Source organism: Sulfitobacter sediminilitoris, assembly GCF_010667575.1.
Classification (GTDB): Bacteria; Pseudomonadota; Alphaproteobacteria; order Rhodobacterales; family Rhodobacteraceae; genus Sulfitobacter; species Sulfitobacter sediminilitoris.
In genome coordinates, this window is sequence record NZ_JAABNT010000022.1 from 16,294 (window position 1) to 40,117 (window position 23,824).

Sequence of the window (23,824 nt, forward strand, 5' to 3'; positions counted from 1 at the left end):
TGCGAGTCAGCGGAACGGTGTCTCTACGACCTGCTCTGACACCGAATTATTTTGAAAATTCATACACCAAACAGGGGTTTGATGCAATTACCGAGGTCCTGGGAGGCCGAACGGCGGCCCTTAGTATTAGGGCCACCATGCTTGGTAAATCAGGCGTCTTTTGGCAAAGCGCCCTTGAGTGCTTGAGCATAGGCATTCCGTGCGGTCTGCGCGATCGCCATCTCCCGTCTCAGCTCCGCAATTTTTTGTTCACAAAACTGCACGTTCTGAATATTAGCCTTTGCTTCATCCGGCAACGTGTCGGTATCGTATTCTTTGCCATCAATGGTGACTTTAGCCATGTATTATTGTCCTTTTCTGGTCTCGTAGGGATGTTCACGGCTGAATATCTAACAGGCTCGGCACATGCAAATAGAACCCCCCGCTTAACAAAAAAGAGGGCCGCCTACGCCCGGTGGCGGTGCCCTACCCTAATACTTGGCCGTCTGCAATAAGCCTTCTGGATGTGTTTCACACAGTCGCTCAATACGACAAGATCAACCGCCTGATATATGCGGCCTTTCTGAACTTTTCTTCCTGCTTGGCAGGCTATCTCTCGGCTGCAGTTGAACCAAGCGTTAACTATCTCTTAACATACATGATTTTAGAAAGCTAAGAGCACATAGAAACGACATGATGGCGATCACTTGCCCATGATTGTTCAGAGATTTTTGTATTAGAAAGCCCCCGACAAGGCCGGGGGCTCTCAAATGTGTGGTCCAAATACCCGTAGGGTTTTGGATATCTAAGACTTACGCGCCGAAGCCGTTTTGGATCAAATCGGCATACTCTTCGGAGCCAACGAGGTTTACTTCCTGCAGACCATCAAGCGACGTACCAAAGTCGAGGCTACCGATCTCGGCGGCAGAGACGACACCATCTGGGGTACCATCACCGTCGGCATCCTCGCTACCGTTCCAAGTGAGTTCAAAGACTTTGTACTCACCCAGGTTATCGGCATTTTCGACCATCAGGATCGACTTGGCATCGCCAATGAGGTCTTCCTGATCATCGGTCTGGTACTCGTCGTTTGCCGAGAAGACACCTGCATTCAGGTTACCAAAGGTCGCGTCATCGCCGGCAAAGCCGTCATAACTACCACCATTGTTGAACAGCGCTTCAATGACAGACGCCGACAGACTTGCAAACGTCTCACTGGACTCGTCCGTGTTGTCGAACTGAACAACAGAGACTTCGTTAGCTTCAACGTCTGTCGCATCCGTATCCAACGTCACCGGGATCGGGTTGTTGGAGTCAGAGCTGTCCGCAGGTGCCGAGTTGTCAGAGATGTCCTCTTGGCTCGTCAGGTACGAAGTGAAGTCCAGGAAGTCCAGGCCCTGAGCCAGGAAACTGCCGTTAACAGTCGATCCCGCATCTCCTGGATCGAACCCAAAGATATCATCATTACCGATTACGAAAAAACCAACCAGATTGATGCTACCGGCCGGAATGACCACATCTGGAAGGTCACCGGGTATGTCTGCAGTCAGTAGCAGTGTTGATCCCGTTGCTACTGCGGTATAGAGCGAGGCCCCATTGCTGTTAATCGCGCTTTCCAAAGCCGAAGCCCAACCGTCATTCGTAGTTGGCAGTGGGGTTGGGATCGTAGCCGTGAAAATCCCTTCTGGATTAAGGGTGGTTGGCTCCTGAAGGTAATTGAAGTTGACCGTCACCGTCGCAATGTTTGGGTTAGATGCAAGCTGTCCGGCAAGGTCGGGATCCAACGAAAACTCGAAGGTCGTTTGTTCAAACTCCCCTCCTTGCGGGAAATTCCCATACAGAGTTCCTGAATTCGCAGTCGTGAAGTTCATGATCGTATCATCACCGAAGTCACCTTCCATGACGATGGTCTCATTGCTAGCACCGTTTATAAGCGTGTTGCCTGGGATCGGTGTATAAGAGTTGACACCACCAACCGCATTTGTCGACAAAACGATCAGATCATCTGCGGCGTCATTGCTACCGCCATTGATGACGTTGTCCGTTTCGCGATTGGCAGGAGCCTGGCTATTGGCCTGTTCGGCACTATTCGTATCGCCTGCAACACTCAGACCCGTGTACCAGTCATTAGCACCAGCACTGGTTGTTAGATCATTTGGAGTTGCGTCATTTGCGTCCCCAACATCTGTTACCGACAGGATGGAGTCGCTGAAGACAGATTGTGCCTCATCTTCAACAGCAGCCCAATGAGCCGGCGCATTCGACGTCGGGTCATTCTGCTTGATATCAACCCGCAGATCGATTTCCTGGAAACCACCACGGGTGTTCATATAAGCAACCCAGGTGTTGTTCTCGGAAAGCTCAAGCGTGATCAGCTTGCTGAGAACCGGGTCGTTTGTGACCGCTGCAATCACTGCATTGTTCACATCAACCTGCGTCCCAAAGTACTGGTTGGGGCCTGCAACGTTGACAGTCGCGGACGCTTCATAACCGTCGGTACCAGCAACTGCACCAGCGGTCGGAAGGGCCATGACGCCTCCACCGTTAGTTAGGCTACCAGTTCCTGCACCCGACAGTGTGACTGTGACAGTTGCGCCACCGACATAAGCCAGCGAGGTCGGCACACCCGGAACATCAGACGTGCTCGGCGTCCCGGTCCAGCGCGCATCATCGTAGTTGAACGTCCATGCGGCACCCATGCCCGCATCGCCACCGGAGGTATCGATGAAGTCCGCACCAGCGCCCGCATCAATGTTGAGGTCTCCACGGCTTTGGATAGCAGACTTGATAAAGTCATCCCCGGCACCGGTCTCAATATTAATGTTATCCAGGATGACTTGGTTCAGTTCTTCGTTTTGGTCACCGAACTTGATTTTTCCGCCATCGAAGAAACGGCTCTGAACGATAACTTCATCATCTCCATCATTGGTCGCAATGTTGAGCGACGAGCCGGCAAAATCCAACGCATCTCCATCAACAACAACGCCGACGTAGTCGTCGCCGCTGCCGGTGGTATAGCTGTAGGCCTGCCCTTCTTCAGTGCCGTCGAGGCGGCCTGCGAAGTAGACGTCACCGCCGCCTTGAGCAGTCAACGTATCAAGGTTGACGATGGTGTTCTGAGCATTTGTACCCAGCGTCAGATCGCCGAGGAAAGCGTCTGCGTTCACCAGTTGAAGGTCACCACTCTCGCTCTCCTTATACTGGCTGAAGCCGTTACGGATTTCGAGGCTGGCGAAGGTGTCGCCCTGGGCGTATTCCGCATCGGTCTTGATGTAGATTTCACGCAACTGTTCACCCGTGGACGTCACCGTCCCCAGGCTGCTGGGCTTCGCCATGCCACCGTTCGGATCGTCGTTGCCGGCGCCCAGAACGTTGATGTGGAACACCTCGATACCAGGAGCAATGCCATCTTGCGTCTCGTAGGACTTGCCACCGATGATCAGGTCACCACCGTCACCACCGCGACCAACCTTGTGCAGGTCGATGTTGATGGAGATCGGCTCATCCTGAACTTCATTGAACGAGTCGAAACGACCGTAGACGTCGTACTCACCAATCTCTTCCTGGATCCGCGAGAAGCCCGTTGCCACAACTTCAGAACCGTCGCCGGACGTCAGCACGATCGCAGGGATCGTATCCGACTCCGTACCATCGTCGAGGAAGGTCGTGTCGGTGATCGTCGGATCAAGCGTCAGCGTGGTGCCCTCGGGCAGCGTGCCGGCTGCGATCAGTGCCTGCAGAGCGGGCTGCAGAGCATTCACGAAGCCCTGGTGCGTACCTGCCGTGTTCGCCTCGATCGCTTCGAGGTTTACTGCAGTAACGGTACCGTCTGCATTGGTGATGTTGAAGCGGAGACCGTCAACGTCGATGTTGTTCAGACGGTTGGGGTTACCCGCCAGTTCTGCATCTTCGTCCAGGATCCAGTAGTAAATCTCACCCTGGGACTCCTGGCCAGACAGCAGGTAGTCGTTGTCAAACAGCACAACCAGGTCGGATGCATCTTTATCTGTGTTGAAGTTGTCCGTGTGATCCATGGTAATGGTCATCTCGGAAGTATTCCGAGCCGAGCCATTACTGGTCAGCGTGGTCAGGTTCTCGATCTTCAGGTCGCCATCGGAGTAGTGCGAGCCGATCTCTTCGACATCCACCATGTACTTCGCATCGACAACAATATCCGGAACCCATTCGTAAATGCTGTCTAGTTGCGTCGGAGAAGCACCATTACTGATAACACCGTAGTCGCTGACATCGCGTGCTTCGATATCGATGTCTTCGATGTTGTTGGTGCGCGGCTGAACGTCTGTCACGCCAAGGGCATTAACGCCGACGAACTCATAGGTCAGTTCGGCATAGAGGCGGTCATCGCCTGCGCCGCCGTCAAGACGGTCAGCGGAGGACAGGGAGTTGGAAATACCGCCAGCAAACGGGTTCTGCTGGATGTAGCCCAGGAACTGGTCGTCGTCCTCGGTGCCGGTCATGACATCCGTGCCGGACGTCAGGAACATCTTCTCACCCGGAGTGCCGCCGTTATCGCCATTGTCGTCGGCAAAGAAGTCATCGACGGTGGCCTTGGCTGCCGTCACAGTCGCCGGATCGTCGGTCACACCTTCGATGATCGACTTCGCGCTCGCCTGGGAAAGAGCACCGTACTCGTCACCCGCTGCCTCAGCAGCATCTGTCCAGTCAGTAGCAACTTCGATCTTGTTCAGGATGGTTGTGCGGTCCTGTGTGCCGCCTTCAACGTCCACAGCACCCTGGATGATCGCGATGATGATCTCACCAACGGTGATCGCGCCGGGAACACCGTCGATCGCATCCTGCAGCGCGTCGCTCCAGAACGTCAGACCAGCGGCATCGGGGTCGCGGTTGAACAGGTTCTGGTACAGCGACGTGATGAACGTCGCCGGGGAAGACGTCGCGGGGTCCGCAAAGAAGGGGTGGACCTCTTGTGTTTCTGACTGACTTGCGAAGTCAGATGTGATCGCAACCAGGTCCAGGCTGGTGTTTGCAACAACCTGCTCCCAGAACTGCATGCCCGCAACATCTGCGGCACGATCGTAGTAACCGATGTAGACGGCTGAAAGCGCTTCGCGGGTGCTCAGCGCGCTTAAGTCGATAGCCATGGCTCTTCTTCCTCTGATAATTTACTTTTTGGTGCCCGATGAAATGGCCCCGTCAACGTTGCTGATGCCCCTGCTAAAAAAGGACAAGATGTTCACTAGTTTGAGTTTCTAAAAGGCCAAAGCCCATTGAACAAGGGAAAAGGTACAGCAAAACATATACTGTGATATAGTGATCCCCATATTTCTCAACTGGAATAATTAGCGATCTGTTTTTATTAACTTTTATGGCGCCAAGATATTACTGCGTACCAAAACAGCAACACCGGCAAAAGTTGCAATAGAGATGAAAGGGTATCATACCCTGAAACCTTCAAAGTGAATGACACACCGGCTGAGGCCGGTGGCATCATTTGGCGGAATGTAATTCCAGGTACTGCATGATGATGTCGTCGGTCACATTGCCCGAGGTGGTCGAGAAGTACCCACGCGCCCAGAACCGCCTGCCCCAGTAGCGCTTGCGCAATTCGGGGTACTCCATCTGGATGCGACGCGACGACCGCCCCTTGATCCGCTGCATGACATCCGAAAGCGACGGCTTTGGCGGGATCGACAGGAACATATGGACGTGATCCCGGGCCAGTACGCCACGCACGATGTGAACGCCCAATTCGTCACAGGTCTGCCGGATGATCTGCCTGAGCCGTTCACGCATCGGACCCTGTAGCACGGCGTACCGATATTTCGTGACCCAAACGACGTGAAACCTGTGGTAAAATCGCGTGTGCGCGGATGACGAGTAGCGCATGATCTCTCCTCCTGAATGTTGAAACCATACCGCCTCCGCGGGTTTCAACATTCAGGAGGAGAGATCATCAACGGAGACGCTGAAGCGGACCGGCTGGAAGCCGGTGGTTTATCTCCAATAGATGGAAAATCAAATCCCGCGACAAAGATCTGAACTGAACCACCAAAAGAAAAGCCCCCGACATTGTCGGGGGCTTTCCAATTCATATCTGGGCGAGCTTCAGAGCCCGCCCAGATTTTCTATTTGTGATCAGTTCACGAAACCATTGTCGATCAGGTAGGCATAGTCATCCGAGCCGACCAGGTTGATTTCATGCAGCTGATTGAATTCACCGTTCAGCGACGTACCGAAGTCGAGGCTACCGATCTCGACGGCAGAGACGACACCATCTGAAAGGCCATCCACGTCGGCATCCTCGCTACCGTTCCAAGTGAGTTCAAAGACTTTGTACTCACCCAGGTTATCGGCATTTTCGACCATCAGGATCGACTTGGCATCGCCAATGAGTTCTTCCTGATCATCGGTCTGGTACTCGTCGTTCGCCGAGAAGACACCTGCATCCAGGTTACCAAAGGTCGCGTCATCGCCGGCAAAGCCGTCATAACTACCACCATTGTTGAACAGCGTTTCAATGACAGACGCCGACAGACTTGCAAACGTCTCACTGGACTCGTCCGTGTTGTCGAACTGAACAACAGAGACTTCGTTAGCTTCAACGTCTGTCGCATCCGTATCCAACGTCACCGGGATCGGGTTGTTGGAGTCAGAGCTGTCCGCAGGTGACGAGTTGTCAGAGATGTCCTCTTGGCTCGTCAGGTACGAAGTGAAGTCCAGGAAGTCCAAGCCATCGCGAGATGCAGCATTGACACGTCCTGCTGTCGGCATTTGCCACCCATTTTCCATCACAGTGAAGTTCATAATGGTGTCATCACCAAAATTCCCTTCCATGACGATGGTTTCGTTGGATGCCAGGTTCTGCAGAGTGTTCCCGGGGATCCAGGTCGTCGGAAGCACCTGGCCGTTATACTCATCGGTCGACAGAACAATCAGGTCATCTGCGGCATCGTTGCTGCCGCCGTTGATAACATTGTCTTGCTCAATGACACTGTTGTCACCATCGGTGATCTGGCGGGAGTTGTTTACAGTGTTAACAGTAGAGTCAGTCGACCCTACGCTCAGACCTGTATACCAATCCCTCACTTCCGTATTATCGGAAAGATCCTGCAGGAACCCAACACCCGTACCATCGCCATTGGCGTCGGCAAGGTTACTGATATCGATCGCAGAGTTGCTGAAGACAGACTGCGCCTCGTCTTCAACAGCAGCCCAATGAGCCGCCGGATTCGACGTCGGGTTATTCTGCTTGATTTCCACCTTGAGATCAGTCGGGTGGAAGTCACCGCCCACGGTCGTACGCGCGATCCAGGTGTTGTTCTCGGTCAGCTCAAGCTCGATCAGCTTGCTGAGAACCGGATCGTTTGTGATCGCTGCAATCACTGCATTGTTCACATCAACCTGCGTCCCAAAGTACTGGTTGGGGCCTGCAACGTTGACAGTCGCGGACGCTTCATAACCGTTTTCGGTGTTGAACGCTCCACCAGGTGTCGTAGGCAGGGCACCGCCATAGGCCATGACACCGCCACCATCGACAGCATTGCTGATGCCGGCACCGGACAGGGTGACTGTGACAGTTGCGCCACCGACATAGGCCAGCGTGGTCGGAACACCAGGCAGATCGTTGAACTGCGCGCCGGAGCGGGCATCGTCGTAGTTAAACGCCCATGCCGCCGTCTCACCACCCGATGTATCGATGAAGTCAGCGTCAGCACCGCCATCAATGTTGAAGTTGCCCATGCTGGACGCTTCCATGATGATTGTGTCGTTGCCAGCCCCGGTATCGATCTCGATATTATCGAGGATCGCCTGGTTCAAACGCTCATTGTCGGGATCGAACTGACTGGAACCGTCGGTAAAATCGCTGTCAACTTTAACTAAGTCGTCGCCAGCGCCAGTCATGACGTTCAGCGAGGAACCTGCAAAGTCAAAAGCATCTCCATCGAGGTCGAGGTCGATCACGTCATCGCCGCTACCAGTGGTGTAGCTGTAGGCCTGCCCTTCTTCACTGCCGTTGAGTCGGGCATAGAAGGTCACGTCACCGCCGCCCTGCGCAGTCAGCGTATCGAGGTTGATGATCGGATCCCATGTACCCAGTGCCAGATCGCCGAGGAAGGCGTCGGCATTGACCAGCTGAAGGTCACCAGACTCGCCTCCACCATCCCAAGGCTGGTTAAAGCCGTTACGGATTTCGAGGCTGGCGAAGGTGTCGCCCTGGGCGTATTCCGCATCGGTCTTGATGTAGACTTCACGCAGTTCTTCACCCGTGGACGATACCGTACCCAGGCTGCTGGGCTTCGCCATGCCACCGTTCGGATCGTCGTTGCCGGCGCCCAGAACGTTGATGTGGAACACTTCGATACCGTCGGCAATGCCGTCTTGCGTCTCGTAGGACTTGCCACCGATGATCAGGTCACCACCGTCACCACCGCGACCAACCTTGTGCAGGTCGATGTTGATGGAGATCGGCTCATCCTGAACTTCATTGAACGAGTCGAAACGACCGTAAACGTCGTACTCACCAATCTCTTCCTGGATCCGCGAGAAGCCCGTTGCCACAACTTCAGAACCGTCGCCGGACGTCAGCACGATCGCAGGGATCGTATCCGACTCCGTACCATCGTCGAGGAAGGTCGTGTCGGTGATCGTCGGATCAAGCGTCAGCGTGGTGCCCTCGGGCAGCGTGCCGGCTGCGATCAGTGCCTGCAGAGCGGGCTGCAGAGCATTCACGAAGCCCTGGTGCGTACCTGCCAAGTTCGCCTCGATCGCTTCGAGGTTTACTGCAGTAACGGTACCATCTGCATTGGTGATGTTGAAGCGGAGACCGTCAACGTCGATGTTGTTCAGACGGTTGGGGTTACCCGCCAGTTCTGCATCTTCGTCCAGGATCCAGTAGTAAATCTCACCCTGGGACTCCTGGCCAGACAGCAGGTAGTCGTTGTCAAACAGCACAACCAGGTCGGATGCATCTTCATCTGTGTTGAAGTTGTCCGTGTGATCCATGGTGATGGTCATCTCGGAAGTATTCCGAGCCGAGCCATTGCTGGTCAGCGTGGTCAGGTTCTCGATCTTCAGGTCGCCATCGGAGTAGTGCGAGCCGATCTCTTCGACATCCACCATGTACTTCGCATCGACAACAATATCCGGAACCCATTCTTCAGGGCTGGATACTTGGGCAAGATCGATCCCCATCCCAAAGCCGAAGTCGCTGACATCGCGTGCTTCGATATCGATGTCTTCGATGTTGTTGGTGCGCGGCTGAACGTCTGTCACGCCAATGGCATTAACGCCGACGAACTCATAGGTCAGTTCGGCATAGAGACGGTCATCACCTGCGCCGCCGTCAAGACGGTCAGCGGAGGACACGGAGTTGGAAACACCGCCAGCAAACGGGTTCTGCTGGATGTAGCCCAGGAACTGGTCGTCGTCCTCGGTGCCGGTCATGACATCCGTGCCGGACGTCAGGAACATCTTCTCACCCGGAGTGCCGCCGTTATCGCCATTGTCGTCGGCAAAGAAGTCATCGACGGTGGCCTTGGCTGCCGTCACAGTCGCCGGATCGTCGGTCACACCTTCGATGATCGACTTCGCGCTCGCCTGGGAAAGAGCACCGTACTCGTCACCCGCTGCCTCAGCAGCATCTGTCCAGGCAGTAGCAACTTCGATCTTGTTCAGGATGGTTGTGCGGTCCTGTGTGCCGCCTTCAACGTCCACAGCACCCTGGATGATCGCGATGATGATCTCACCAACGGTGATCGCGCCGGGAACACCGTCGATCGCGTCCTGCAGCGCGTCGCTCCAGAACGTCAGACCAGCGGCATCGGGGTCGCGGTTGAACAAGTTCTGGTACAGCGACGTGATGAACGTCGCCGGGGAAGACGTCGCGGGGTCCGCAAAGAAGGGGTGGACCTCTTGTGTTTCTGACTGACTTGCGAAGTCAGATGTGATCGCAACCAGGTCCAGGCTGGTGTTTGCAACAACCTGCTCCCAGAACTGCATGCCCGCAACATCTGCGGCACGATCGTAGTAACCGATGTAGACGGCTGAAAGCGCTTCGCGGGTGCTCAGCGCGCTTAGGTCGATAGCCATGGCTCTTCTTCCTCTGATAATTTACTTTTTGGTGCCCGATGAAATGGCCCCGTCAACGTTGCTGATGCCCCTACCACTCAACCCAACCTTTGACAGGTCTTTGTTGCGCAACACGCACCGGCAGGGGTCAACTAGAATAGGCTTCTAAAGGGAAGATTCCTATTCAACAAGGAGAAACGTATAGCGAAACATATACCCGTGTACAGTGATTTATATACTCCCAGCGCTCAACAAGTTAAGTCATTGATTTAAAGTGTTTTACATTTCTTGCTAGCAATCTGGCGTGACGTATTCGCAACAGATCACCTCCCCCACAATGGAGTTTTTTCTGGCTCTTGGGTGGCTGGAAGCGCCTCACGGCTACCCACAAAGGTTAGCACACAAATAAACGGGTTAAATTTTTAACCGGGTTATTTTAATAATCTGGTAATTTGTAAAATCAGATAATTTGTCTAATCTAAGTGACGGACGTGGTGCGCCGGAGCTTCAGCAAAAGTTGCGCAAACAAGATGGTGAACCCGCCTGCCCAATCAAAAAGGAGTGTAGATGAGCAATCGAAAGAAACCGGAGCCTCCTGAGAATCCACAAGCCGCAGCCGAAGTACATCCGCCCCGCAAACGCCGTGGACGCAGGCCCAGCCCGCGCACGGGTCAGGTCCATGCGAAAGTACTGCCGAACGTCGCGAAAGAAATCAGCCGAGAGGCGGTCTTGCGAGGCGTGCAACAGGGAGTACTGATCGAGGAAGCCTGGGCACTCTACAAGGCGCAGCGCGACGGCAAGGGCTGAGCCCTTATCACCCTCAAATGTTTCGCGCGCGAAACAAATGGGGTCTGGCGCGAGGCGCAAATGGTGGGGCGGAATTTAGCCTCCAGAGAGAACCGCGCGCAGGCGGTCGACAAGGGCATCGGTGACACCCGGACCGCTGAGCGTGAGCTTTGAACCGTTGCGGGTCATGTGCAGGCCGGGGGCGAATTCCTCGCCCGGGACCGTCTGCGACTTCGCGGGGTTGGTCTTAGGTTCCGCCGCCGCCTCCGGCTTCCCTTCCAGCGCCCCGGCAAGGATCGCCTGTTCGTCCTCCGCAGTGCGCGGCGCATCCTCGCCGAGCGCCTCCCGAAGTGCTTCGGCCAGCGCCGTATCCTCCAGCCGCTGCGCCAGATCCAGCCCAAGGCGTTCGCCGATGGCCGCCGGATGCTGGAGTACCGCACCCAGCTCTTCGACGATGGGCAGGAAGGATTTGATCTTGGAGCGTTTCGCACGGCTCGCCGCGGCAAAGAGCACCTGCAGCGCCTTCTTGGAGCTGGGATAAACCCCAGCCTCGACCGTGCGGGCGACGATCTGGGCGCGCTCGTAATAGCTCAACCCAACGCGAACCTCGTTCTCCTCGACCATGGCGACATAAGCGTCTTGGGCGCTGGGAGGGCGGCGCACCAGCGCCTGCACCCGGTCGAAGCGCTCCTCCCCGGTTTCCGCATGGAGCCGCTTGAGTGCTGCCAGCCGCCGCGAGCCCGAGATCAGGCCATAGCGGCCCGGAGAAGTTTCGATCACCTCGATGGGGGTCTGCTGGCCGCGGGCCCGGATCGAGGTCATCAGGGTCTGCAGATCATCCTCGTCCATCAGCACCCGGTCACGCATCAGATGCGCAGGGTCGATGCGGGAAAGTGGCAGTTTCTGGATGAGCCGCCCCTCGCCCCGGGCCGAGGCCAGCTCGGCGCTGACCTCTTCAAGGGCGGCCTGTGCCGCCGCCGCCCCGGCCATATCCGCGATAGGCGCAGCACCGGGAGCAAGACGGTTTCGCACCTGAACAGGCCCCGCCCCCACAGCAGCTTCGCTGAACATGCCCTTCACCTCCGGCGTGCGAGCCAGATCCTCAGCGGTGGGCGGGGTGAGGCGTTTGCGTTTGGCCATCTGTCTCTCCTTTTACCCGTTACGTTATGGACCGGAGATAAGCCTTTCGTCACCCCGGCGCCGTACCGCGTTACTACTCAGGCCGCCTCCGTCTCGCGCTGGTCGCGCCGCCAGGCCCCGATCAGCAAGCGTTTGAAGGCGGCATAGGTGGCATCAAACGTCTGCCGACCCCGGGCGTAAGTCTCGCGGTTAAAGTCACGGTAATCGGCCTCGTAGATGCCGTTCACGCTCTCGCCCGCCTGCCCGATGAGTGCTGTGAAATCCTGTCGGTGCGGCAGCAGGGTTGGGCCAAGGTAGGCCTGCATGAGGGCCGCCATCTCGGCTTGTTGCGCGCCGTCGTAGCGGGTAATGACCGCGCGCACGGCGTCCCATTCAAAAGCCATACCCTCGCGCCCTAGGGCACGGGCGGCCATGTTCTCGCTCTCCTCGATGGAACCGAAGGTGGCGTGCAGCATGTCGAAGAAACGCCCCGTGGAATCGAATTCGAGGAAAGACGCGCCGAGCGGCACCAACAGGATGTCGGACGCAGATAGCCCGTTGATCGTGAGATACCCAAGGGCAGGGGGCGTATCGACAAAGATCACATCGTAGGCCTCGAGCACGCCGTCCGCCTCGAGCCGGTCGGAGAGCGCGTCCCAGAGTTTCCAGCGCCGTGCGGCCATGCGCCAGACGGGGATCTGGAACTCCGCCCAGTAGAGGTTCAGCTGCGCACCGATCAGATCGATGTTGGGCCAATGGGTTTTCTGGATGAGGTCCGGTGCGCGCACTTTGAGCGCCTCGGCCAGCGTGTCGTCGATGGGAATGGTTGTTTCGCCGCGCGACAAACGTGCGTGGTTCTCCTCCTGCGCGGCTTCCGCATAGTGGCGGGCGAGCAAGGGAAAGACTGTCTGCCATTCGTCCTCGACCTTGCCGCCGAAGATCGAGGTCATGGAGCCCTGGCTGTCGAGGTCGATCACCAACACCCGGTAGCCATCGAGCGCTGCCGACATCGCCAGATGTGCCGCCGTAGAGGTTTTGCCCACGCCGCCTTTGAAATTTGCGACTGCCACGATCTTGGCGGGCTGGCCCTTGGGGCGGTAGGGGCGATATTCCTTAGCCTTCGACCCCTCCTCGCTGAAATGGACGCGCAGGCGCAGTACCTCGTCGAGGCTGAACCATTTGGCCCCACTCTCGGTTTTAGTGCGGCCTTGGGGTAGCTCGGGGTTGGCCTTAAGCACTCGGCGGAAATGGGCAGGTGCAACGGGGATCAGATACTTGGTGATTTCCCATGTCGAGAAGAGCCGCAAGTTTTTCTCCCCTGTCTCGTCCATGCCCCGTGCGGCTAGGTCATCGCGACCCCGCGCACAGGCTGCCGCTAGGTCGCGAAACCTGGCGGTGGAATTTGGAGTTCCCAGATCGGCCAGCGCTTGATCGGGGTTGATGTTGAAATAGGGAGGAAGCTCTGCCACGTTTGATCCACTCGATATGCTATGTTTCTTACAATGTACCAAAAAACACGTCACATGTAATAAAAATCATTACATTGCGTGGCTTTTCTCAGAAATTTGGCCTTCTCTGGTTCAAGTCTCCGGTTGGAGAGCGAAAAAATCAACGTGTTAATTTGTGTTATTATTTTAGTTACGCTTCTTGCCTTGCCAACTATCCCATTAAGATCAAAGGGGATAATCGGATTGAGAAGGATGAGTCCGACTCTGAAACCACGCTTGTCCGACTCCGAACCCCCGATAAAGCGATTCTGATCCCCCGATGCGCCTCTGGACAGGACTTATCCATAGGACTTAGCGTCAGTGTCAATGAAACCACGATTCCCAGCAGGATACCTCTGGGGGTCAGGCACACCCAAAAACGGGGGCCGAGCAGGGAGCGCATAAGGTTATGACCATCCCCGGATTGCTGCCGGACAGGCACTCGACATCGGATTTTTTCGTCTGTGACATCTTCGATGCGGTGCCCAAGGATGACCTCGCCTCGATGGAGCATCCGGTCTTTACGCTCTCCACTCGTCCTGACCGGCGGATCCTAAATTACGCTCACAACGGCACCGAGATCACCGTGGTGCCCTCGGTCCGGGGGCTGGCCACGATCCACGACAAGGACATCCTGATCTTCTGCATCAGCCAGCTGATGGCGGCGCTGAACGCCGGGCGCGAGATCAGCCGCACCCTGACCCTGCGCGCCCATGACCTGCTGATCGCCACCAATCGCGAAACTTCCGGTGACGCCTACCGTCGCCTGCGCGAGGCCTTCGAGCGGCTGGCGGGCACGCGGATCACCACCAATATCGAAACGGGGGGTCGGGAGGTGACCACCGGCTTTGGCCTCATCGAGAGCTGGGAGATCGTGCGCCGCAGCAGGGGAGGCCGGATGATCTCCGTCTCGGTGACACTCTCGGAATGGCTTTACCGCGCGGTGATCTCGAAATCGGTGCTAACGCTCAGCCGCGATTATTTCCGCCTGCGCAAACCGCTGGAGCGGCGCATCTATGAACTGGCGCGCAAGCATTGCGGCCGCCAGCCAGCCTGGCGGGTCTCGGTGGAGGTGCTTTTGAAGAAATCCGGCTCTGCCTCCCCGCGCCGGGTGTTTCGCGCGATGCTGCGCGAGATGATCCGCACTAACCACCTGCCCGATTACACGCTGGAGGAAGAACCGGGCGACATCATCCGCGTCATCCCCCGCGCGGTGCTGGTGGACGAGGCCCCGCCGGTCTCGCCTGCCGCAATCGAGACTGCGCGGGGGCTAATGCCAGGGGTGGATGTCTACGCGCTTGAGGCCGATTGGCGCGCTTTCTGGGCGGCCTCCGGCCGACCACGCCTGCGCTCGGTTGACGGGGCTTTCCTGGGCTTCGTACGCGCGCGCGGGGGGCAGGGCTGAACTACCCGCGCCCCGCGCCTCCTGCCGAAAGCAAGAGGGAAGTAGGGGTTCAGGTGACCTGCCCCCGAAACTTCCCTCGTTCTGATGTAGAGTTTTCTCAACCTTTTGAAGGAGCAAACGAATGCGAAAGAGCCGTTTCACGGAATCCCAGATCATTGGGATGATCAAAGAACAGGAAGCCGGGCTGCCGACGGCGGAGGTGGCCATAACCTCAAAGCAGCCCGTCCTCCCGAGGTGCTACGGGACAGAGTTCACCAGCCGGGCGATCCTGAAATGGGCCAACGAGAACGATGTTGATTGGCACTACATCGACCCCGGCAAGCCGCAGCAGAACGCCTTCATCGAAAGCTTCAACGGTAGCCTGCGCGATGAACTCCTGAACGAGGAAATGTTCGACAGTCTGGACGATGCAAGGCGCAAGCTGGCGCTCTGGCGATACGACTACAACCACGTCAGGCCGCACTCGTCGCTCGGAAATCAAACACCCGCAGAAGCGCGCCGGACGCTTGAGCTAAATGAGGCTCCGCGCCTGGCGCGCTTGCCCAAACCAACGACGACGAATATGAAAACCAGACCCGCAGACTCTCGTTATGAATGAGGGAGCCTCGGGGGGCAGGTCACAGGCCATGTGCTGTGTGGGTCAATTCGACAGTGCGCTTTTGGTAATAATGTTTACCGACATCTCCTATCGCCTCCACGGTGGGCAGGGAACTTGCCTATGCAAGAGGCGGCAAGGGTCGCGCTGCCCTCAACCGAAGGATTCAGTCATTAGTAACGCACATCGTTTTTAAAAAACTTCCCAAGCTTTCCATTTTTCGATAGTGATCTGAAGGAATTTGTCGGCCAGTTTGACTGCATACGGTGAGATGGATTGTTGACCTTGGGGAACGGGTGGTTCTTTCGGTGCAAGAGGTTTCCCCAGATCGGCAAGACGGGCTACCAGCTTGCGTGCTAGTTTCTCAGGGTCCTTGGCAGCGGGTTCCCTCAAAAACTCGCGAAACATGATGAGTTCTTTGTCACTTACTTTCACGACGTTTCCAAGCTGCGGTGCAGCAAGGTAGTTATAGGGGCTCCCTTGTGCGACGCTTTCGGCAATTACCCTGTTGAGAGTCTTTGCAGGGGCTGCGTTGGCCGAGGGTCTATGTAGAACAATGACTCCGGCGTGTAGCATAATGTTCATCGCTCTGATGGTATCACCCAAAGTCCGCGGTTTGGTGCCAGGCACTGAAATAAGCTCACGCACCTTTTTGGAGCCGGTTTCAAAAGCTTCCAGAAGAGGCTGGTAGACTTCCGCTTTACCCAAAACGCTGCTCCCAGCTAGTTTGAATTCCAGTTCATTGCCTTCGGGCCGACTGATCTGGACAAAGGCCGTATTCAGCAGTGTTGCCTTCTGTTCTCCTGGCCATAGAGGTGCCTTTCCGCGTGCGAATACGTCTTGGCGAAAATTCTCGTTCACAAGTACGTCTGTCATCACCTCACGGATAATTTGGTCATCGTACTGTTCAAGAATTTCTTTCTGTTGTTGGGAAAGCGTGATCTCTCGGTGGAAATCACCCACGCGCGCTGAGCTAACGTATGACAGCTTCGCCGCACTAACCTCATTGATTAATTGGTCGAACCATACTGGGTGCCAGGAATCGTGGAGGTACTCATGCGCGAGATATGAACGGTTCTGCTTTGCTATGTGCTCTAGAAGCTCTCTTATTTCGGGTAGAGCTTCGGTCATCTTAGAGTTGGCACTTATCAGCGCGCCCATGCGGCTGATACCGTCTGAAATTGCCTTATAGCTCTGTGTTCTGTCGAATTTTTGCCATAGGCGTAGCAGGTGCTGTAGGGGAAGGGTCGTGTTACAGCCCGGCAGTGTATTGTAAGATAAATAGACGAGTGCTCCTGGCGCTGCAGAATGCTTCATGGTTTGTATCATGGCGTTTCGAACGGGCTCGCTCAGCCATGTAAACAGTCCATGGGCTGACACGTAGTTGAATGTTCCCCAATCGGCAGGCCAGTCTCTCGCCAGATCGATAAAATCGGCCTCCTCGAAGCGAATATTTGTCAGGCCAGCATCGGCAACTAATTTCCTTCCATGAGCGATGTGAACTGGGTTGATATCGACGCCTAGAAACTCGTGCTCGGGAGACAGTGCCGCCATCAGGGCCAGGCCAAAGCCAAAGCCGCAACCCAACTCCAGATAGCGCGCATTATCTGAAGGAGCCCTTATGCTCTGGACTGTAGCGACATAGTCCAGCCAATTAGGAGAAAGTTCACGATAATAACCATAAGTATATGGAATTTCTGTATTATACCCTGAGGACCATTGGGACATTAGTACACTACTCACTCAGTTAATGTTTCGCCAGGTCGATAGTATGATTTTGAACTTGATCCAATCGTCCCGGATTGATTGTTAGTTTATGATTGGCTTTTAGTCTATCTGGCTGGGTAATGGTTTCGGCTGCCGATCTTGACCATAGCCAGATCAACAGAAACAACAGATACCTAAGCGGCCCGGATCAGAGGGTAGCGTTACTTCTGGAAAGGAGATCTGAGCTATGAAGCCCCTCAAGCGGCTTGAGCGTTACCTGTCGGCTTTCTTTACCCTGGGCCGCACCAAGGGGCAGGCCAAGGCTGCGCATCGTACCCTGACTAATTTGACCCCACGCGTCGATCACCTGGAAGACCGCGCCGATGGCGTGGACGCGGACCTGCGCGCGATGCAGGAGAGCCTCGATGCGCGGCAGTCCCACCTGGAAGATGCCGACGGTCGCATGCACCGGCTGTTCGAATGGACACGTCGGTACGAGGCGCTGGCCGACGAACTCATTGCCGATTACCACCGCGAAGCCGCAATCCTACGGCGCGTGGGCCAGTCCGACAGTGCACTTCTGGCACGCATGTTTACCGACATCTCCCGTCGTCTTGACGGCGAGGCAGGGGGGGCGCCCGCAAAAGAGTCCTCGAAGGTTAAGCTACCTTCCACTGAGGGCTTCGATCTTTTCAAGGACAGTTTCTATCACCGGTTGGAGAACCGTTGGCGCGGTGCGCCCGAGGAGATTGCACGGCGGCTCAAGGTCTATATCCCGGACGTCGAAGCCGCCTGGCTCCGAACCGACAAAAAGCCGGTGATGGATCTGGGCTGCGGGCGCGGTGAATGGCTGGGGCTCCTGCGGGATCACGGCATCGAAGGCTTCGGCGTGGACACTAACGCGGTGCAGATCGAGGAAGCGCAAGAGGCGGGTCTCGATGTGCGAGCGAGCGATGCGTTGCAGGCGCTGGCCGATCAATCTGACGCCAGTCTTTCGGTGATCTCCGCCCATCACCTCATCGAACACCTGCCCTTTGATGCGGTGGCCTGGATTGTCCGCGAGACGGGCCGCGTGCTGGCTCCCGGTGGTATTCTGCTGTTTGAGACCCCCAATACCCGCAACGTGCTGGTGGGGGCCACCACCTTCCACACCGATCCCACACATCTCAAACCCATGCCCGAACAGGTCATGGGCGTACTCCTGGAGACCGCGGGCTTCGATCCTGTCAATATCCGCCACATCAACCCGCATGAGCGGCTGGGTAAATTCCTCGACATGCCTGACTTCAACGATGAGCTGGCGCATCTGATGTTCGGGCCGCAGGATCTGGCGATCCTCGGCACGAAGCCCGTGGACGCCTGATGCGAATCGGAGTTCTTCGCACGCAAGTTCCCTTCGTTACCGGCGGGGCGGAGCGGCACGCGGCCAACCTGGTGGCGGCGCTGAACCAGCGCGGGCACGAGGCTGTCGAGATCACGCTGCCCTTCAAGTGGTATCCGGGCCAGACCCTGGCCGATCACATCCATGCTGCGAAACTGATCGATATCTCGGAAGTGGAGGCGGTGCCGGTGGATCTTGCCATCGGGTTGAAGTTCCCCGCCTGGCTCGCGCGGCATCTGAACAAGGTCTTCTGGGTGATCCACCAGCATCGGCAGGCCTATGACATGTGGGAGGCGGGCAATTCTGATCTGCTGGACGATCCACAGGGCGAGGCCCTGCGTGCGCTGATCCACGAAGAGGACCGCACGGCTTTTGGCGAAAGCCCTCATCCGGTCTACGCTAATTCCGGCAACGTGGCGGGGCGGCTGGAGCGCTATCTCGGCGTGCAATCGATCCCGCTTTATCACCCGCCGCCAAATGCGGATGTGCTGCGGCAGGGGGGCTTTGGTGATTATCTCTTCGCGCCCGGACGTCTCAATGCTTCGAAACGGTTGGAATTGACGCTGCAGGCTGTGGCGCACTCCAAGGCGCGGCTGGTGGTGGCGGGCGTGGCGGAGAACCCGGCCTACCAGAACCATCTGGTGAAGATGGCCGAGGATCTGGGCATCGCGGGGCGGGTGACCTGGCTGGGAGCCGTGGATGACGCGACACTGATCCGGCATTACGCTGAATGTCGCGGGGTGGTCTTTGTCCCGCGCGACGAGGATTATGGATATATCACGCTGGAGGCCATGCTCTCGGGCAAACCTGTTGTCTCGGTCACCGACGCAGGCGGGCCGCTGGAGTTCATTGCCGACGGGCAGGAGGGGCTGATCACGGCGCCAGAGCCTGCGGCGCTTGGCGCGGCCTTTGACCGGCTGATGGAGGATACGAGCGCTGCCGAGCGGATGGGGCAGGTGGGTCTGGCGCGGTACAAGGCGCAAAACATCTCCTGGGATCACGTGGTCGAGACGCTGACGGGGCAGGCCCATGCCCCCGTCGCCCCCGATATCGTCGCGCCTCTGGAGCCCGCGCCCGAAGCGCCGCCCTCGGCTCCCGATGCCACCGCGAAGCTCGCCTCCGCCGTGGCCCCGCCGGAGGCGCCGGGCAGCCTGCCGTTCGCCAACATCACGCAAGTGCTCGAAGCCTACGCCTTCGATGAGCTCCCCGCCGCCATGGGCCGACCGGAGCCTCCCATCGACGCCGGATTGGCGGGCTATCTCGGCACCCATTGGACGCGGTTCGGATCGACTCTGGCGCAGCTTGAGGGACTGGAGGTGCAAAAGACCCTCGACGTGGGTGTCTTCCCGCCGCTCGTGTTCCAGGCGCTCTTGGCCAACCAGTTTCCGGGGATTGAAATGCACGGGCTCTGGGAGGGTCCCGATCCCTACAAGCAATCGGTGAAGGCGCGGGGCGATCACCCCTCCTTCGACATCACCCTCGAAGTGGCCAATGGCGAGCGTGACCCTTGGCCCTACGATGACAATACCTTCGACCTGGTCACGGGGATGGAGATCCTCGAACACCTCGCTCTTGATCCTTACTTTTTCTACACCGAAGCCGTGCGGGTGCTGAAACCCGGCGGGCATCTGCTGATCACCACCCCCAACGTGAACAGTCACCGAGGCGTCTGGAAGGCGCTGAACAACGTGGCACCCTATTCCTTCGGGATCTTCGTGCCCTCGGGCGGGGTCTACGGGCGGCACAACCGCGAATATGCGCCGCGCGAGCTTTCCATGATCGGCGAGGCGGCGGGGCTCAAAACCGTGCGGCTCCAGACCTTCGACGTCTACGACCGGCATATCGAGCCAGAGATTGCGCAGATGCTGGTTGCGCGGGGCGATGATCTTTCCTTACGCGGCGAAAACATCCAGTACTTTGCACGTAAGACTGGTGTACCCCAAGGTTACCCCGAGAATCTTTACCATGGTGATCCCACGCGGATGATGGGCGAGATGTCGGTGACGGATTGCGAGGCCGCGACGGGTCTTACGCGTATTGCGGTTAAAAACAAGAGTGCCGCCACCTGGCCTACCGCCGGGGACCGCGCCACCTGCGTGCTGGCCGAATGGGTCGACGGGGTAGGGTACCTCCGCCACCAACACATTATGCAGCCGCTCTCTACCCCGCTCGCCCCCGGAGAAATCGGCGAGATGCGCCTAACGCTGGATGCGAAGGGGCAGGGGGAGTCTGGCTCCCTGCGCCTACATCTTTACCAGCAGGGCGTTGGCGTTTTTACCGGGCGTGGCCGGGCGACACCGCTCACGCTACCCTGTTCCGAGGTCGCATTTTTGAAGTTGGTGGAGGTGACCCCCCTGCCGCAGGGCGCGCCATGACAGTCCTGAAGCCGCGTGTCCACTGGGTCTCGCCACTGCCGCACGCGCAGACCGACATCGCTCATTACACCCGCCGCATCTTGCCCGAGCTGGCGGCTGAGACCGACCTCGTTCTCTGGACTGACGCGAACCACTGGGACCGGGAATTGCACGACTTCGCCCCCGTCCGCCGCCTCGATCCCGACCGGGTGATGCCGCGCGACTTTGCTCTGGCCGGACGGCCAGACGGTAAACCGGGGCAGGGTCCGGAGGCGGTATTCGTCAACATCGGCAATGCCTGGCCCTTCCACGCGGGATATTTGCGGATGGTGCAGCGTATCCCTGCGGTCATCGTGCTACATGACATGGCCATACAGGAGATGTGCCACGACGCTATGGATCGCGACCTGCTGCCCCGTGGCCTTTACGAGACCTTGATGGCGCGCTGGCACGGACAAAAGGGACGCGACGCGGTACATGCAACTTGGAAGGGGGAGATGACCCCCGGCGACCTGTCTCACCGGTATCCCGGCTTCGAGCTGGCGCTCACCCGCGCCGTCTCGGTCCTGACCCATACGCCGGTGGCCCGCGACGCGGTCGATGCCACCGGTACAGTACCTACCTATCTGCTCGATCTACCCTTCCGATTCTCGGCCCAAACACCGGCGGTGATCCGATCCGGTATTGGTCCGATGCGACTGGTGCAATTCGGTTATACCGGGCCTAACCGACGGCTGCAGAATGTGCTGGAGGCGCTGGCAGAGCTCAAGGGCGAGGTCGACTTCCACCTCGACGTCATGGGTAAGCTCTGGGATCCGGGCTACATCACCGCGCGCATCCGCGAACTGGGCCTCGTGCACAATGTTACTCTGCACGGTTTCGTAGAGGAATACGAACTCGACGAGAAACTGAACGCCGCTCATCTGGTTTTCAACCTGCGCAACCCCACCATGGGTGAGGCCTCGGGCAGCCAGATGCGCATCTGGAATGCCGCGGCCCCGTCTGTTGTCACCGATCTGGGCTGGTACGCTAATTTGCCCGATGGCACGGTCTTCAAGATTGATCCGTCAGAAGAAGTTCCCGCGCTGCAACGGCTCATCCGCCAGTTGGTCGCCGATCCCGCTGCGGGCCGCGATGTGGCTGCTGCAGGCCGCGCGCGGCTCGAAGCAGCCCATACGCCCGCGCGTTATGCTAGAGGTGTGGCAAATGTAGCCCGGCGTTTCGAGGCCGATGCGGCCGCAGCTCTGCGCAATCGTAGTTTGCAGCAGCATGACCCCATGGTGGTGAAAAAGAAATCAGTGCAGGCGGGGTGAAGCCTGCGCCATCGACTTGGTTTCGCCACCGGGTCTTCACGAATTTGGCGGAATTTTTCCGATTTGGACACAAACTGTTTCCACCATAGTCCTGCCGCAAAATATCCTTATAACAGCAGAATAAAACAAGTCCGAGCAGATAAAGCGGGCGAATGAATATGGGCGACTATCACCTCAGTGAGGCAAAATGGGGGGAAGGTGAGTTCGGCACCCCCGGTGGAACCGTTTACTGGAGCTTTGCGACCACACCGGGCACAGGCTTCGGGTTTTCGGACTATATTACCGACCCCGTCTATCGCAATGTCATTCGCGATGCCTTCCAGGCGTGGGAAGACGTGGCGGATATTGATTTTGTCGAAACTTCAGATGGCAGCCTGACCGATATTCGTCTTGGCTGGGACGTGATCGACGGTCCTTTCAGCGTCGTGGGCGAGGCCGCCAGCCGCGGATCGAAGACCACCTCGACCCTGTTCAGCTTTACAGAGGCCGAGATCCGTTTCGATATCGCCGAGAACTGGGCCACCGACCGCGATGTGGCCCGTAACGAGGTGGGCCTGTACCAGGTTGCTCTGCACGAGATCGGTCATGCCATCGGCCTGGATCATACCAATGACCCTGATACGATCATGTATGTGAGCGATATCAGTGATTTACAAGGATTAACCGCCGGGGACATCGAAGGGGCGCAGGCCTTTTACGGCCCGGCCGACAGCAGCCCGTCGTCTCAGCCGACACCGGACCCCACGCCGCCCGTGATCACCTATGCGCCCACGCGCGGGGCGGATACGTTCATGGCGCGGGCAGGCAATGATGTGATCGACGGCATGGGTGGCATCGACACGCTCAGCCTGACCGGAGAGCAGTCGCAATACACGCTGACCTTGTCTGCGGGCAACATCATCCTGACCGACCGCACGGGCCGCGATGGCACCGATACCCTGATCAGCATCGAACGGCTGGATTTCCAATCTGGGGCGTCGACCTTGGGGAATACCCTTTTTGAGATCGACACTTTCGATGGCATCGCCACGCTGGACCCGGATGACTTTGCCCAGATCGTTGAGCTTTACATCGCCTATTTCAACCGCGCACCGGATGCGGTTGGCCTGGCCTTCTGGGGAAATGCCTTTGCCGATGGCCTCAGCATGGAGGAAATGGCAGCACTTTTCATCGATCAGGATGAAACCCGTGACGCCTATCCAAGCGCAATGAGCAACGCGGCCTTCGCGACCGCCGTCTACAACAACGTGCTGGGACGTATCCCGGACGCGGAGGGCTTTGACTTCTGGGTGGGCGTACTGGACGACGGGGCGGTCGGGCGCGATACCTTCATCCTGTCCGTGCTCGATGGGGCCAAGGCCGCGTTTCCGCCCGGCGCCTCGGCCGCGTTCATCGCGCAGATGCTGGAGGACCGGCAGTACTTGTCGGACAAGGCCGACATCGGCGCATATTTCGCGGTGCACAAGGGCATGTCAGATGTCACGGAAGCAGTCCAAATAATGACACTTTTTGACGGTAGTGAAAGCAGCATCGAGAACGCCTTAAACGCGATCGAGGGACACTACGATGCCGCGCTCAGCGCTGATAGCGGGGATTTCCTCATGCCGCTGTTGGGCGTGCTGGATAACCCATTTTTTGGATAGAGGTT

At 57.5% G+C, this 23,824-nt stretch carries 13 protein-coding genes and 1 pseudogene; 7 read left to right on the forward strand and 7 right to left on the reverse strand.

Annotated elements, in window-relative coordinates; all coding sequences use genetic code 11:
- Positions 1-149: 149 nt before the first annotated feature.
- The 4 genes from GV827_RS20660 to GV827_RS20675 all read right to left on the reverse strand — a co-directional run bounded on the left by GV827_RS20660 (position 150) and on the right by GV827_RS20675 (position 10,050).
- Positions 150-341, reverse strand: coding sequence for a DUF6447 family protein (locus GV827_RS20660; RefSeq protein WP_164355741.1), 192 nt, complete (start codon positions 339-341; stop codon positions 150-152).
- Positions 342-791: 450 nt separating this feature from the next.
- Positions 792-5,102 carry a DUF4214 domain-containing protein gene (locus GV827_RS20665; RefSeq protein ID WP_164355743.1) on the reverse strand — a complete coding sequence of 1,437 codons (4,311 nt, stop codon included), beginning with the start codon at positions 5,100-5,102 and terminating at the stop codon, positions 792-794.
- Positions 5,103-5,448: 346 nt separating this feature from the next.
- Positions 5,449-5,847, reverse strand: coding sequence for an IS200/IS605 family transposase (gene tnpA, locus GV827_RS20670; protein WP_164355746.1), 399 nt, complete (start codon positions 5,845-5,847; stop codon positions 5,449-5,451).
- Between the two features lie 249 nt (positions 5,848-6,096).
- The gene (locus GV827_RS20675) at positions 6,097-10,050 is read right to left on the reverse strand and encodes a DUF4214 domain-containing protein (RefSeq protein WP_164355748.1); all 3,954 of its coding nucleotides are present in this window, start codon (positions 10,048-10,050) and stop codon (positions 6,097-6,099) included.
- Between the two features lie 546 nt (positions 10,051-10,596).
- On the opposite strand from GV827_RS20675, the gene GV827_RS20680 reads away from it, so the two are divergent.
- Positions 10,597-10,836, forward strand: coding sequence for a hypothetical protein (locus GV827_RS20680; protein ID WP_204326013.1), 240 nt, complete (start codon positions 10,597-10,599; stop codon positions 10,834-10,836).
- A gap of 75 nt (positions 10,837-10,911) precedes the next feature.
- Here the strand turns inward: GV827_RS20680 and GV827_RS20685 are convergent, their stop codons facing one another.
- Together GV827_RS20685 and GV827_RS20690 are read right to left on the reverse strand one after the other, a co-directional pair.
- Positions 10,912-11,955: a ParB/RepB/Spo0J family partition protein gene (locus GV827_RS20685; protein WP_164355750.1), complete on the reverse strand. Its 1,044-nt coding sequence runs from the start codon at positions 11,953-11,955 to the stop codon at positions 10,912-10,914.
- Positions 11,956-12,032: 77 nt separating this feature from the next.
- Entirely contained in the window at positions 12,033-13,403 is a 1,371-nt protein-coding gene (locus tag GV827_RS20690; protein ID WP_328823194.1) for an AAA family ATPase, read from the reverse strand.
- Between the two features lie 427 nt (positions 13,404-13,830).
- On the opposite strand from GV827_RS20690, the gene GV827_RS20695 reads away from it, so the two are divergent.
- Both GV827_RS20695 and GV827_RS20700 read left to right on the forward strand, forming a co-directional pair.
- The gene (locus tag GV827_RS20695; protein ID WP_164355754.1) at positions 13,831-14,826 is read left to right on the forward strand and encodes a replication initiator protein A; all 996 of its coding nucleotides are present in this window, start codon (positions 13,831-13,833) and stop codon (positions 14,824-14,826) included.
- 241 nt (positions 14,827-15,067) lie between these two features.
- Positions 15,068-15,420, forward strand: a pseudogene (locus GV827_RS20700) (integrase core domain-containing protein); the annotation flags it as partial.
- A 193-nt stretch (positions 15,421-15,613) separates the two neighbouring features.
- On the opposite strand, the gene GV827_RS20705 reads toward GV827_RS20700, so the two are convergent.
- Complete coding sequence (locus GV827_RS20705) at positions 15,614-17,149, reverse strand: class I SAM-dependent methyltransferase (protein WP_164355756.1); 1,536 nt, start codon at positions 17,147-17,149, stop codon at positions 15,614-15,616.
- Positions 17,150-17,375: 226 nt separating this feature from the next.
- Between GV827_RS20705 and GV827_RS20710 the strand changes: the two genes are divergently transcribed.
- From GV827_RS20710 to GV827_RS20725, 4 genes are all read left to right on the forward strand, one after another.
- Positions 17,376-18,491, forward strand: a complete 1,116-nt coding sequence (locus GV827_RS20710) for a class I SAM-dependent methyltransferase (RefSeq protein WP_164355758.1) — start codon at positions 17,376-17,378, stop codon at positions 18,489-18,491.
- On the forward strand, positions 18,491-20,884 hold the full coding sequence (locus GV827_RS20715) for a glycosyltransferase (RefSeq protein WP_164355760.1): 2,394 nt from the start codon (positions 18,491-18,493) through the stop codon (positions 20,882-20,884). Before GV827_RS20710 ends, GV827_RS20715 begins: the two co-directional genes overlap by 1 nt.
- A complete protein-coding gene (locus tag GV827_RS20720) occupies positions 20,881-22,176 on the forward strand; it encodes a glycosyltransferase family protein (RefSeq protein ID WP_204326014.1) in 1,296 nt (431 codons plus the stop codon). Before GV827_RS20715 ends, GV827_RS20720 begins: the two co-directional genes overlap by 4 nt.
- Positions 22,177-22,334: 158 nt before the next feature.
- A complete protein-coding gene (locus GV827_RS20725; RefSeq protein WP_164355762.1) occupies positions 22,335-23,819 on the forward strand; it encodes a matrixin family metalloprotease in 1,485 nt (494 codons plus the stop codon).
- Positions 23,820-23,824 lie beyond the last annotated feature (5 nt).

Coding starts and splice junctions, on each gene's coding strand:
- GV827_RS20660 (WP_164355741.1), bottom strand. CDS start 341: ATGGCTAAAGTCACCATTGATGGCAAAGAATACGATACCGACACGTTG.
- GV827_RS20665 (WP_164355743.1), bottom strand. CDS start 5,102: ATGGCTATCGACTTAAGCGCGCTGAGCACCCGCGAAGCGCTTTCAGCC.
- tnpA (WP_164355746.1), bottom strand. CDS start 5,847: ATGCGCTACTCGTCATCCGCGCACACGCGATTTTACCACAGGTTTCAC.
- GV827_RS20675 (WP_164355748.1), bottom strand. CDS start 10,050: ATGGCTATCGACCTAAGCGCGCTGAGCACCCGCGAAGCGCTTTCAGCC.
- GV827_RS20680 (WP_204326013.1), top strand. CDS start 10,597: ATGAGCAATCGAAAGAAACCGGAGCCTCCTGAGAATCCACAAGCCGCA.
- GV827_RS20685 (WP_164355750.1), bottom strand. CDS start 11,955: ATGGCCAAACGCAAACGCCTCACCCCGCCCACCGCTGAGGATCTGGCT.
- GV827_RS20695 (WP_164355754.1), top strand. CDS start 13,831: ATGACCATCCCCGGATTGCTGCCGGACAGGCACTCGACATCGGATTTT.
- GV827_RS20705 (WP_164355756.1), bottom strand. CDS start 17,149: ATGTCCCAATGGTCCTCAGGGTATAATACAGAAATTCCATATACTTAT.
- GV827_RS20710 (WP_164355758.1), top strand. CDS start 17,376: ATGAAGCCCCTCAAGCGGCTTGAGCGTTACCTGTCGGCTTTCTTTACC.
- GV827_RS20715 (WP_164355760.1), top strand. CDS start 18,491: ATGCGAATCGGAGTTCTTCGCACGCAAGTTCCCTTCGTTACCGGCGGG.
- GV827_RS20720 (WP_204326014.1), top strand. CDS start 20,881: ATGACAGTCCTGAAGCCGCGTGTCCACTGGGTCTCGCCACTGCCGCAC.
- GV827_RS20725 (WP_164355762.1), top strand. CDS start 22,335: ATGGGCGACTATCACCTCAGTGAGGCAAAATGGGGGGAAGGTGAGTTC.